Genomic DNA, 12,999 nt, shown 5'->3' with positions numbered 1-12,999 from the left:
GGAAACGCGCGTCATTTCGTATAATTAAATAGACGATGGCGGAAAGAGGGTGCGGGGATTGTTCGGATATCCACTAGAAACAGTGTATTTGGGTGTGCTTATTGTAAGCGGCAGTTTGACGTTATTATATATTTTGCTAAGCGATATGATCGACGGCATCTTTGAGATGCCGGACCATCCATGGTTCAGCCCACAGCTTATTTTATCATTTTTTACCGTTGGAAGTGCGTCCGGTTTTTTGTTCGAACGATATACAGGGATGTCTAGCGCGCTCATCGTTTTGATTAGCGCAGGAATTGCTGTCATTGTCGTCTTGCTTTTGCACTTTTTCGTATTTATTCCGCTCCGTTCTGCGGAAACATCACTGAATTATTCGGAAACGGACTTGGAAGGGTCGCTTGCGAAAGTGATTGTAACTGTACCGTCCGATGGGTTTGGAGAGATTTTGTTGCAGCGGAAGAGCGGAGCGATTTCGAAACCAGCAAAAAGCATGGACAACGAAGAAATCGCCTCAGGGACGGAAGTGATTATCGTGAAAATGGAAAACGGCATCGCTGTTGTGGCGAAGCACGATCCATATTATATTTCATCATTATATAAAGGGGGATATGCTTAATGACGCCAATGTTAATTGTTATCGGCGTTGTCGTACTGCTTCTTATCGGATTAGTAGCTATTTTTATGCTTCGTTATCGCACTGTCGGACCAGATGAAGCACTCATTGTGACAGGAAGTTATTTAGGAAGCAAAAATGTGCATGTCGATGAATCAGGAAATAAAATTAAAATTGTCCGCGGCGGCGGGACGTTTGTACTGCCGATTTTCCAGCAGGCGGAGCCGCTTAGCCTTCTTTCTATTAAACTAGATGTACAGACGCCGGAAGTTTATACGGAACAAGGCGTTCCCGTCATGGCGGATGGCGTGGCGATCATTAAAGTAGGCAGTTCCATTGGCGAGATTGCTACAGCGGCGGAGCAATTTTTAGGAAAAACTCGCCAGGATATGGAAAATGAAGCGAAAGAAGTATTGGAAGGCCATCTTCGCTCGATTCTCGGTTCGATGACGGTCGAGGAAATTTATAAAAACCGCGACAAGTTTTCACAAGAAGTGCAGCGTGTCGCTTCACAAGATTTAGCGAAAATGGGCCTTGTCATCGTATCGTTTACCATTAAAGATGTGCGCGATAAAAACGGTTATTTAGATGCATTAGGAAAACCTCGCATTGCTCAAGTGAAACGCGACGCCGACATCGCGACAGCTGAAGCGGAAAAAGAAACGCGCATTAAACGCGCGGAAGCGGATAAAGAAGCGCGCAAAGCGGAGCTAGAGCGCTTGACGGAAATCGCGGAAGCAGAAAAAATTAATCAGTTGAAATTAGCGGAATTCCGTCGTGAACAAGATATCGCGAAAGCGCGAGCCGATCAGGCTTATCATTTAGAAGAAGCGAAAGCAAAACAAGAAGTTACGGAACAACAAATGCAAATTAAAATTATCGAGCGGCAAAAACAAATCGAGCTCGAAGAAAAAGAAATTTTGCGCCGTGAACGGCAATATGATTCGGAAGTGAAGAAAAAAGCGGACGCCGAACGTTATGCGATTGAGCAGGCCGCAGCGGCGGAAAAGGCGAAGTTAATGGCGGAAGCGGACGCTCAAAAATACCGCGTCGAAGCGATGGCAAAAGCGGAGGCAGAACGAATCCGGCTTGACGGGCTTGCTAAGGCAGAAGCGGAAAAAGCAAAAGGGGAAGCAGAAGCAGAAATTATCCGCTTGAAAGGATTGGCCGAAGCGGAAGCGAAACAAAAAATCGCCGAAGCGTTCGAACGGTATGGTCAAGCGGCGATTCTCGATATGATTATCAAAATGCTTCCAGAATACGCGAAACAAGTGGCAAGTCCGCTTGCGAATATCGATAAAATTACGATTGTCGATACGGGTTCTAATAGCACAAACGGCGGTGCGAACCGCATTACCGGCTATGCGACCAATTTAATGGCCAGCCTGCAGGAAACATTGAAAGCTTCCACGGGGATCGATGTGAAACAATTGCTAGAAAACTTTGCGGCAAAAGGAAATGTGGAACCGCCAAGTATCCAAGAGAGTGAAGACGCGGTGGAGCAACGGAAAACAGCAGGGCAATAATGAAAAGGGCTGAGAGATCAGCCCTTTCTTGATGGAAAGACGTCATCGTTGCAACTGCTGGGCAATTCCGCTATTATGTTAAATAGTGGAATTGACATTAATAAAGTAGGATGATGAAACGATGAAGCGTGCAAGGATCATTTACAATCCAACGTCAGGTCGAGAAATATTTAAAAAACATTTGCCAGATGTGTTAGTAAAATTAGAAAAAGCAGGTTATGAAACATCTTGCCATGCGACGGAAGGAGCGGGAGACGCGACCGAAGCGGCCCGCAAAGCGGTTGAGCGCGAATTTGATTTAGTGGTAGCTGCCGGCGGGGACGGAACAATCAACGAAGTCGTCAACGGGATTGCCGATCAAGATTATCGTCCAAAGCTTGGCATTATTCCGGTCGGGACGACGAACGATTTCGCCCGCGCCATCGGCGTGCCGCGTTCGATTGAAAGGGCATGCGACATTATCGCCAATGGAGAAGCCGTTCCGATCGATATCGGCTCCGTAACAAATGAAGGAAAAACCCGCTATTTTATTAATATTGCGGGCGGCGGCCGTTTAACAGAACTAACCTATGAGGTGCCAAGCAAATTAAAAACAATGCTCGGTCAGCTTGCCTACTATTTAAAAGGTATTGAGATGCTGCCATCGATTAAAGCGACAGAGGCGCGCATTGAATATGACGGAAAAGTGTTTGAAGGAGAAATTATGCTCTTTTTAGTATCGCTCACCAACTCTGTCGGAGGCTTTGAAAAGTTAGCGCCTGATTCTTCATTGAATGATGGCATGTTTGATTTAATTATTTTAAAGAAAACGAATTTGGCGGAATTTATCCGATTAGTGACGCTCGCGGCGCGCGGGGAGCATATTAACGATCCGCACCTCATTTACACGAAAGCAAACCGCATTAAAGTCACTTCGCCAAACAACATGCAGTTAAATTTAGACGGCGAGTATGGCGGCATGCTTCCGGGCGAATTTGTTAACTTATATCGCCATATGAACGTATTTGTTCCGAAAGAAAAAGCTGAGCAAATGAGAACAGGGGAGTGAACCTGTTCTTTTTTGTTCGACTATGCTACAATCTTGACAGCATTTCGCGGAAGGGGAAAGACAAATGGAAACACCAGTAGCAAAAAACGAATATTATGACGTCGTATTTGAAGATTTAACGCACGACGGGGCAGGGGTGGCGAAAATCGATGGTTTTCCAATTTTCGTTCCAAACGGTTTGCCCGGTGAAAAAGCGAAAGTGAAAGTTATCAAAGTAAATCGATGTAGCGATTAACCTGGGAAACAGTGGCGGAGCATTGATTAATAGCGCTGGACAAGTTGTTGGAATTAATAGTCTCAAAATTTCAGAAGATGGTGTAGAGGGATTAGGTTTTGCGATTCCGAGTGAAGATGTGAAGCCTATTGTGGAAGATTTATTGCAATACGGAGAAGTGAAACGGACCTATCTTGGGGTAGGATTGCGGAATGTAAGCGATTTTTCAGCAGCGATTCTCGACTATTGGTGAATCATGTTTTTCTCTTAAAACATGGCAGACTCATGGGTAGCAAAGCAAGGCGGAGCGAGTACGGAGCGTTATCATATCATATTAGAAAGTTATATTCATAGCTTTCTCATTGCTGGAAGCATACTATTTGGATTCAGTCTCTTATTCGCTATTTTTACTTATTTTGCGTTTATGTTGTTACCCAAAAGGTAGAAATTTACTGAACGAACGATTGGTTTGGTTTTAAGGAGAAAAAGATGGGGCGCCTGTTTCCTAGGCGTTTTTTTATTTCACAAAAATTGACACAAAAAACATCCATGAGTAAGCTTTTACTCGCCACCCAAGCATGAAAATAACCGCTCATGGATTCATTATTTTCACAGAAAAAATTACAAAAAAGTGTAGGGCAAACGGCTAATGATTTCGTCTATATAAGTGAAGACAGATAGAAAGGGGGAGAGTGAGATTCAGGACGAAGCATTAATCGCGAAAGCAAGGAAAGGAGACGAGCATGCATTTCGCCTGTTAATCGAGAAATACCGCAATTATTTATTTAAAACGGTGTACTCGATTATTCGCAACGAAAAAGATGCCGAGGATGTTACGCAGGAAGTATTTGTGCGGATTTATTTTTCACTCCCCCGATATCAGTCACAAGGCTTTAAAACATGGATGACGCGCATTGCTGTGAACTACGCGATTGATGTCAAGCGGAAAATGCAGCGGCAGCGTGAAGAAGTAATGGAGTCCATTGAGGCCGAAGCCGATGAAAGGGTTGAAGTTTCGGTTATGAAAAAAGAGGAGCGAGAGCGAATCCGCCAACGTCTTGAGGAAATTCCGCTTAACTATCGAGATGTTATTTACGCTTATTACATAGATGAAAAATCGTATCAACAAATTGCGAAAGAACAAAATGTCGAAGTGAAAACGGTCGAGACAAAGCTTTACAGAGCACGCAGCTGGCTAAGAAAGCATTGGAGGGAGGAGGATTTTCAATGAGTCATTACACGAACGAAGAATGGCGGCAGTTCATTTGTGATGTACTGCCAGAGGAAAAAAGAGAGGAAATGGAGAGCCACCTTTATAGTTGTGATCAATGCTTAGCGGTATATATGGAGCTCATTGAAGAAAATGCTTCCGACTTGCCGAATCCTTCCGATGAAGCTGTTTCAGCCGATGTCATCCTTGCACAAGTTGAACAATATAAAAAGCCAAAGCGTACGAAGCAGACACAGACGAAGCAAAAATTGCTTCATTACGGAATTGCCGCTGCGATTACGATTGGGTTTATGTCTTCGGGAATTTTTCAATTAGTCACAAATGCCGGCGTTGTTGGAACAGATTTATCAGGAAACAGGCCGGCCTATACGGAACAATGGATGGATAAAACATTATCATTTCTCGATTGGCTAAAGGTAAATCAAAAGGAGGAAGTGAATAATCGATGAACAAAAATTCGTTAGTTGCGTTCTTTTTATCATTTATCCCTGGTGCTGGGCATTTTTATTTAAATAAAAAAGCAAGGGGAGTGTTTTATAGCTTTTCCTTTTTTGCGCCGATTGTGCTCGCGGTCGGTCTTGTCTTTTTGACATATAATAGTGAACCGCTGGCGATCGTCCTCTTTTCTTTATTGATTTGGTTGATCAGTATTTTAGATATGATTCTTACACTCATCAAAAGACAGCCGGAGCATACACTTGTCCAAGGAGAGGGTTTACAGGCAAATCAGGACAACGAGAAGTTTTACACTATTCTTCTTTCCTTCATTCCCGGGCTCGGGCATTTCCAGCTCGGCTTGATGAACCGAGGGTTAACGTTATTAATCAGCTTCTTTGGGCTTATGATCATGATATTTTTTGTAACGGTATTGCTGCATGAAGGCAGCTTCTTAGTTTTTTTAGGAATTTTGCCGATCGTTTGGATTTACAACATGTTTGATATTGTTCAACAGCTCAATCGAAAACAAAACGGCGAGTCACTGGTCGATCGAACGATTTTCGAAGATTTTGAAGCGAAACGCGAGGATGGAAGGAAAAGCAAAACACTTGCGACTCTCCTTTCGATTTTTCCGGGTGCGGGTCATATGTACTTAGGATTACAGCGCAGAGGCTTGCAGTTAATGGCCGCCTTTTTGCTGGCGATTTATGTGATGGATGTGTTAAGACTGTCTGCCTTTTTCTTCCTTATTCCGCTCATTTGGTTTTACAGCTTTTTTGACGCATTGCAGAAGGCGTCGAAGTATGGCGAAGAAGAGCTTGAGGATCAGCCGATCGTTTCCTACTTTATCAATCATCAAAGATGGGTTGGATTCGGATTATTGTTGTTAGGTCTTTATTATTTGCTTGACAGCATCCTGCTTCCAGCATTTGCTTCGCATCTATCAAAGCTATTACAAATCGATATTTATTACTGGTACAATCAATTTTTCCAAACAACGATCGTTTGCATTTTGTTAATTGGCGGCGGCTTCAAGCTGCTTTTAGGCAGTAAAGAGAAGAAAGGAGAGGAGAGGAAATGAGAAAATGGCGCGTTGGGACGGTGTCAATGGGCGCCTCCCTTATTTTGCTTGGCATCGTGTTGTTTATTTCTCAATGGGAAGGAATGGGAGCTGCAGACATTTTTGCGAGCTGGTGGCCGTTTCTCTTAGTGTTGCTTGGCGCTGAAATTCTTGTGTATCTTTATTTTTCGAAGCAGGAAAATACATTGATCAAATATGATTTTTTGAGCATCATCTTTATCGGGGTGCTCGGTTCGGTAGCCATTTTATTTGTATTGCTTTCATCAACAGGAATATGGCAAGAAATTCGCACGGTCGTTAGTGCAGAAACGAAAGTCTTTCACCTGCCGAATGTCCGGCAGTCTGTTTCGCCTGAGATGAAGAGAATTGTCTTACAAACAGGGAGCCAACCGATTGTGATTGAAGGAGGCAGCAACAGTGAAATTCAAATCTTTGGAACATACCAATCTCTTTCAGCCAACGACATCAAAAAGCAGGAAGATTATGTTGCGATGAATATTGTCGGGGATACGATGTATATTACTATAAAAGAAATGCCGCGGAAGGAAGGACTGTTTCATACGGTGAACGCGATGACCCCGACTGTCGTTATTCCGCAGCATCTTTCGCTCGAAGTACGCGGGAACTATAATTCAGTGCTTCTTTATCCGCGGAAGCTTGCCGCCAATTGGACTGTTTCAAAAGCGGAGGATGTTCAGATTAGCCTTGATAAAAATACAGATATTCTCGTAACAGCTGTGACGCGTGAGAGTTTAGAAGACGGAAATATCGCGTGGCAAAGAGAAAGCAGAGAGACAGAAAAAACGTTGCCGGAGCAAACGTTTAAAGGCAAGGTTCAATTAGGGGACGGAACTCATCATATTTATGTTTTTGATTCACAGCATGCAGCGGTGCATGTGTCAAATTAAGTAACTAAGAACCACCGAGGTGTCAGCGTATTTTTAATGAAAGCTTTTGTCCGTTTTTGATATAATATTTCAGCTATAACATCTTTCCTTTTTAAAGACGAAAAAATTGCAACAGCCTTTTTTATAATGTTAAATAGTGGAAAATATGTATTTATTTAATCTTTGGGCAAATAGGATGATGGGGATATGAAAAGAGCGAAGAATTATTTACAATCCAACATCAGGACGTGAGTTGTTTAAAAAGCATTAGCCCGATGTATTAATTCAGCTGGAACAAGCCGGTTATGAAACGTCTTGTCATGCGACAACGGGAGCGGGGGATGCGACAAAGGCGGAACGGGCAGTGGTCGAGCGCAAATTTGACCTTGTTATCGCTGCCGGCGGAGATGGGACGATTAACGAAGTAGTGAATGGAATTGCCAATCAAACATATCGTCCGAAGCTTGGCATTATCCCGGTTGGCATGACGAACGATTTTGCCCGGGCGGTTGGTGTTCTGCGCACAATTGAAGGAGCATGCGATATCATTATTAACGGTGAAGCGGTGCCGATTGATATCGGCTGTGTGACGAATGAAGGAAAGACGCGTTACTTTATTAACATTGCCGGAGGCGGCCGTTTAACCGAGTTAACGTATGAAGTGCCGAGCAAATTAAAAACGATGCTCGGTCAGCTGGCGTATTATTTAAAAGGAATTGAAATGCTGCCATCGATTAAAGCGACAGAGGCGCGCATTGAGTATGACGGCAAGGTGTATGAAGGCGAAATTATGCTGTTTTTAGCTTCGCTGACGAATTCTGTCGGCGGTTTTGAAAAGTTGGCGCCAGACTCCTCGTTGAATGACGGCATGTTTGATTTAATTATTTTAAAGAAAACAAATCTTGCGGAATTTATCCGTATTGCCACGCTTGCCGCAAGAGGTGCGCACATTAACGATCCGCATTTAATTTGTACGAAGGCGAACCGCATTAAAGTCACCTCGCCAAACAAAATCCAGCTTAATTTAGATGGCGAGTACGGCGGACTGTTGCCTGGCGAGTTCGTCAACTTGTATCAACATCTTGAAGTATTTGTACCAAAGGAAAAAGCAGAACAAATGAGAGCAGGATATTAGCGCGGAGCACATAGTGGTGCTGGAGCTGCCTGATAAGTGTCTGACCTCACATCCATTTCACGATATATGATGTTGCGGGGTCTGACACTTTGCTTTTGGTCAGCCTCGGGCACCCTATATGGTAACAGTGCTGTGACCTGTTCTCTTTTTGTGTCCGAAGCGATTGTATGATACAATCATTGCAGCATTTTCACGAAAAGGAAGTAGGAACGATGACAAAAGTAGAAGCTCCAGTTGCGAAAAATGAATACTATGACGTCACTTTTGAAGATTTGACGCATGACGGGTTAGGCGTTGCGAAAATCGATGGATTCCCGATTTTTGTCAAAAACGGCCTTCCGGGGGAAAAAGCGAAAATCAAAGTCATTAAAGTGAAAAAAGGATATGGATACGGACGCCTCATCGAGTTGTATGAGCAAAGCCCGGACCGCGTCGCGCCTCTGTGTCCGATTTACAAGCAATGCGGCGGCTGCCAGCTGCAGCACTTAAGCTACGAAGGGCAGCTTCGGGCAAAACAGAAACATGTCAAAGAAGTGATGGCACGCATCGGGAAATTGGAAAATGTCATCGTTCATCCTGTCATCGGCATGAAAGACCCGTGGCGCTATCGCAATAAGGCACAAGTGCCTGTCGGCGAGCGCGAAGGCGGGCTTGTCGCTGGCTTTTACCAAGAGCGCAGCCATGAAATTATCGATATGGATGCCTGTCTCATCCAGCAAGAGATGAATGATGTCGTCGTGCAGACAGTGAAAAAGATTTGTGAAAAATATAAGGTGCCTGCCTATAATGAGGTGGCGCATAAAGGCGTTCTCCGCCATATTATGGCGCGTTACGGGGCAGTGACAAAAGAAGTGATGGTCGTCCTTATTACCCGCACGGAAGAGTTGCCGCACAAAAAGAAAATTGTGCAGGAAATTATTGACTCCGTGCCAAATGTAAAGTCGATTATTCAAAACATTAACCCGAAAAAGACGAATGTCATTATGGGTGACGAGACGAAAGTATTGTGGGGAGCCGAATACATTTACGATTACATCGGTGACATTAAATTCGCGATCTCGGCACGTTCTTTCTATCAAGTCAATCCCGAACAGACGAAAGTGCTGTATGAAAAAGCGTTGGAATACGCGCAATTAACGGGAGAAGAAACGGTCATTGACGCCTACTGCGGCATCGGCACGATTTCGTTGTTTTTAGCAAAAAAAGCGAAAAAAGTATACGGCGTCGAAGTGGTGCCGGAAGCGATTGAAGATGCAAAACGCAATGCTGAATTAAACGGCATCACCAATGTCGAATTTGCCGTCGGCGAGGCGGAAGCAGTCATTCCGAAATGGTACGAACAAGGCATCCGCGCGGACTGTATCGTTGTCGACCCGCCTCGCAAAGGCTGCGATGAAACGCTTTTGCAAACGATCATCGCCATGAAACCAAAGCGCGTTGTGTATGTGTCCTGCAACCCTGCCACACTCGCCCGCGATTTGCGTATATTAGAAGACGGCGGCTATCAAACGATCGAAGTGCAGCCGGTCGATATGTTTCCGCATACTGCGCACGTTGAGTGTGTCTCGCAGATCGTTTTGAGAGAAAATTAAGCAGGAAACGCTTTTGTTTCCTGCTTTATTCAATTTTTGGAGCGGAGAATCGGTAAAAAATTTTTGGAGTTCTATCCGCTTTAATTTCAATAATGGATTTAATAAGTTCAGAAAAGGTTACTTTAGGGTCACTATAAATGCGTTCTATAGAATTTAATTGTTTCTTCATGATAGTTGGCTCCTTTCATTTAAAGGTAAGTCTAAAAATAAAAACCGCAGAGTACCCAGCCACATCCACATACATTAAGTGGCTTAGTAACCTCTGCGGTTTTCGCTTTTTGTCGAGTTACGGAGTCAGTATTTAATTTTTTGTTTGGAGATCTTTCTAAGGATTAATTTTGAATACATTATATCTTTGTTTTTTTATATTTTAAGGGTTTTTCTAAAAAAATTGGTGGTTTCATTTTTCAGTTTTTTACCCATCGAGCAAATTCATTATTCGGTTAATTGCCTGTCTAGGTATCATTATTTTCCTTTTTTGATAGTTAATTGAATCCAGCGAAATCAAAGTTTCTAACGCCGATAAAACTATGTATAATTAAGTTTGGAAATAATAAGGAGGCAGCTATATGATTACTGGAGAATTAAAGAACAAAGTCGATAAAATATGGGAAACGTTTTGGACGGGCGGAATTACGAACCCGCTGACGGTCATTGAACAATTTACATACCTTTTATTTATTAAAGGACTCGATGAAGCAGAAACTCAAAGAGAACAAGAGGCTGCTTTATTAGGAATTGGGTTTGAACGAATCTTTCCTGAAGATAAACAACACTTGCGTTGGAGCAAGTTTAAAAATCTAGAAGCTTCACAAATGTATGAAATCGTATCTAAGGAAGTATTTCCTTTTATTAAAAGCTTGCATGGTAATAAAAATTCCGCATATGCCAAGTATATGAGCGATGCGATTTTTATGATTCCTACGCCGCAAATGCTTTCCAAAATTGTGGACGGCATTGATAAGCTCCCGCTGAAAGACCGCGATTTACAAGGGGATTTATATGAATATTTGCTATCCAAAATCGCGACCGCAGGCACGAACGGGCAATTCCGTACACCGCGTCATATTATCAATATGATGGTAGAGTTAGTCAAACCAACACCGGAAGATATTATTGTCGACCCAGCCGCAGGTTCCGCAGGTTTTTTAGTCGCGGCGGGCGAATATTTGCGCAAACATCGCAGTGACTTATTTTTAGTGCAAAGTTTAAAAGAGCATTTTAATAACCATATGTTCTACGGTTTTGACATGGACCGCACGATGTTGCGCATCGGTGCGATGAACATGATGCTTCACGGCATTGAAAATCCGAATATCGAATATCGCGACTCCTTGTCGGAACAAAACAAAGATAAGGACAAATACACTCTTGTCCTTGCCAATCCGCCTTTTAAAGGTTCATTAGATTATGATGCAGTTTCAAATGATTTGTTAAAAGTTGTAAAGACAAAGAAAACCGAACTTTTATTTTTGGCATTATTCTTACGCATTTTAAAAACGGGCGGACGTTGCGCGTGCATTGTGCCGGACGGGGTATTGTTCGGCAGCTCGAAGGCGCATAAAGACATCCGCAAAGAAATTGTGGAAAATCATAAATTAGAAGCAATTATTTCCATGCCAAGCGGCGTATTTAAACCATACGCGGGCGTATCGACAGCGATTATGATTTTTACGAAAACGGGAGTCGGCGGTACGGATCAAGTATGGTTCTATGATATGAAAGCGGACGGCTATTCATTGGACGACAAGCGCACCCCGATTGAAGAAAACGACATCCCGGACATCATTGCCCGCTTCCATAACCGTGAAGCAGAGAAAGAACGGAAACGCACGGAGCAGTCGTTCTTTGTGCCGGTGGAAGAAATTCGTGAAAACGACTATGACCTTTCGATTAACAAATATAAAGAGATTGAGTATGAAGAGGTACAGTATGAAGCGCCAAGTGTGATACTTGAAAGAGTGGAAACATTGGAAAAAGAGATTATGCAAGGATTACAAGAGTTGAAAAAGATGATTAGAGGGTAGTGTGAAGTTCTATGAATTTTAGAACATATAAGTTAAAAGATATAGGTGAAGTAATTACAGGAAATACACCTAGTAAAAGTAATAGTGAGTTTTATGATTCAAAGGATGTTATGTTTATCAAACCCGATGATTTGTATATAGATAGAATAACAATGTTAAACGAATCGAAAGAGTACTTATCTAATAAAGGTGCTGAACATGCTCGCATTTTGCCACAAGGTAGCGTGTTAGTTACATGTATTGGAATTATAGGTAAAGTTGGTATACTAAAACAAGAAATGGCTGCATTTAATCAACAAATAAATGCTATTGTCCCTAATAAAAATATAGTCAATGAAAAGTACTTAGCTTATAAAATATGGAATGATAGGAAAAAACTTCAGCGTATAGCAAATGCACCTGTAGTTCCAATTATTAATAAAAGGCAATTTTCAGACTTCCAAATTGAGATACCTCCGATAGATTATCAACTCAAAGTTGTTGACGTTTTAGACAAAGCCCAAGAACTTATCGACAAACGAAAAGCCCAAATCGAAGCGTTAGACCAGTTAACGCAAAGTGTGTTTTTGGAGATGTTTGGGGATCCAGTGAAAAATTCTTTAGGGTTTAAAACAGAACCACTTCATGAATTATGTGTTCATATTTTTGGAGGGGGTACACCATCAAAAAGTAATCCGGAATACTATATAGGAAATATACCTTGGGTAACCCCAAAGGATATGAAGGATATTGTTATAAATGATAGTATTGATCATATTAATGAGGATGCAATAGCAAATAGTTCAGCTAAGTTAATCCCACCTAATTCACTTTTGATGGTTATCAGAAGTGGGATTCTAAAGAAAAAGCTTCCTATAGCAATAAATACTAGAGAAGTGACAGTAAATCAGGATATGAAGGCTTTTGTAGTAGATAAAAATAAGATAACTGTTGAATATTTACTTTATTTCTTTGAATTTTACCAGAAAGTTTTATTAAACCGAGTTAGATCAGTTACAGCTGATAATCTCGATTTTCAACAAATTAAAGAAATATTAGTACCAGTTCCCCCAATAAATAAGCAGAAGGAGTTTAGCAACATCTTTTATAAAGTTCTAGCAGAGAAAAATAAATGTTTACAACAATTAAATGAATTAGAGAATAACTTCAACTCCCTCATGCAACGGGCGTTTAAGGGAGAGTTGTTCAACGATTAGTAAATGTAAAA

The 12,999-nt window shown here is 42.1% G+C and carries 11 protein-coding genes and 3 pseudogenes; 13 read left to right on the top strand and 1 reads right to left on the bottom strand.

What is annotated here, in order from left to right:
* Positions 1-58 precede the first annotated feature (58 nt).
* The 11 genes and pseudogenes from FNL97_RS15805 to rlmD all read left to right on the top strand — a co-directional run bounded on the left by FNL97_RS15805 (position 59) and on the right by rlmD (position 9,765).
* The gene (locus FNL97_RS15805; protein WP_143416139.1) at positions 59-616 is read left to right on the top strand and encodes an NfeD family membrane protein; all 558 of its coding nucleotides are present in this window, start codon (positions 59-61) and stop codon (positions 614-616) included.
* Positions 616-2,139, top strand: coding sequence for a flotillin lipid rafts scaffold protein FloT (gene floT, locus FNL97_RS15800; RefSeq protein ID WP_143416138.1), 1,524 nt, complete (start codon positions 616-618; stop codon positions 2,137-2,139). The genes FNL97_RS15805 and floT overlap by 1 nt, the downstream gene beginning before the upstream one ends.
* Positions 2,140-2,260: 121 nt before the next feature.
* Positions 2,261-3,187, top strand: coding sequence for a diacylglycerol kinase (locus tag FNL97_RS15795; protein WP_143416137.1), 927 nt, complete (start codon positions 2,261-2,263; stop codon positions 3,185-3,187).
* Positions 3,188-3,251: 64 nt separating this feature from the next.
* Positions 3,252-3,410: pseudogene (locus FNL97_RS15790) on the top strand (TRAM domain-containing protein); the annotation flags it as partial.
* Positions 3,409-3,630, top strand: a pseudogene (locus FNL97_RS15785) (S1C family serine protease); the annotation flags it as partial. The pseudogenes FNL97_RS15790 and FNL97_RS15785, both read left to right, overlap by 2 nt.
* 438 nt (positions 3,631-4,068) lie before the next feature.
* Entirely contained in the window at positions 4,069-4,632 is a 564-nt protein-coding gene (locus FNL97_RS15780; protein ID WP_062679306.1) for a sigma-70 family RNA polymerase sigma factor, read from the top strand.
* On the top strand, positions 4,629-5,081 hold the full coding sequence (locus FNL97_RS15775) for an anti-sigma factor (RefSeq protein ID WP_062679307.1): 453 nt from the start codon (positions 4,629-4,631) through the stop codon (positions 5,079-5,081). Before FNL97_RS15780 ends, FNL97_RS15775 begins: the two co-directional genes overlap by 4 nt.
* Complete coding sequence (locus FNL97_RS15770) at positions 5,078-6,151, top strand: hypothetical protein (protein ID WP_143416136.1); 1,074 nt, start codon at positions 5,078-5,080, stop codon at positions 6,149-6,151. The genes FNL97_RS15775 and FNL97_RS15770 overlap by 4 nt, the downstream gene beginning before the upstream one ends.
* Positions 6,148-7,059 carry a hypothetical protein gene (locus FNL97_RS15765; protein ID WP_143416135.1) on the top strand — a complete coding sequence of 304 codons (912 nt, stop codon included), beginning with the start codon at positions 6,148-6,150 and terminating at the stop codon, positions 7,057-7,059. The genes FNL97_RS15770 and FNL97_RS15765 overlap by 4 nt, the downstream gene beginning before the upstream one ends.
* 202 nt (positions 7,060-7,261) lie before the next feature.
* Positions 7,262-8,173 (top strand): annotated as a pseudogene (locus FNL97_RS15760) (diacylglycerol kinase).
* A gap of 212 nt (positions 8,174-8,385) precedes the next feature.
* Positions 8,386-9,765: a 23S rRNA (uracil(1939)-C(5))-methyltransferase RlmD gene (rlmD, locus tag FNL97_RS15755; RefSeq protein WP_143416134.1), complete on the top strand. Its 1,380-nt coding sequence runs from the start codon at positions 8,386-8,388 to the stop codon at positions 9,763-9,765.
* 25 nt (positions 9,766-9,790) lie between these two features.
* Here the strand turns inward: rlmD and FNL97_RS18085 are convergent, their stop codons facing one another.
* Positions 9,791-9,934: a hypothetical protein gene (locus FNL97_RS18085; RefSeq protein WP_171699403.1), complete on the bottom strand. Its 144-nt coding sequence runs from the start codon at positions 9,932-9,934 to the stop codon at positions 9,791-9,793.
* A 400-nt stretch (positions 9,935-10,334) separates the two neighbouring features.
* Here FNL97_RS18085 and FNL97_RS15750 point away from each other — a divergent pair, with 400 nt between their 5' ends.
* Entirely contained in the window at positions 10,335-11,792 is a 1,458-nt protein-coding gene (locus FNL97_RS15750; protein WP_143416133.1) for a type I restriction-modification system subunit M, read from the top strand.
* 11 nt (positions 11,793-11,803) lie between these two features.
* On the top strand, positions 11,804-12,988 hold the full coding sequence (locus FNL97_RS15745) for a restriction endonuclease subunit S (protein WP_143416132.1): 1,185 nt from the start codon (positions 11,804-11,806) through the stop codon (positions 12,986-12,988).
* Positions 12,989-12,999: the final 11 nt, after the last annotated feature.

This window comes from Geobacillus sp. E263, assembly GCF_007197795.1.
GTDB lineage: Bacteria > Bacillota > Bacilli > Bacillales > Anoxybacillaceae > Parageobacillus_B > Parageobacillus_B toebii.
The sequence above is the reverse complement of the archived record's forward strand: the minus strand, read 5'-3'. Positions and strand labels throughout refer to the sequence as shown.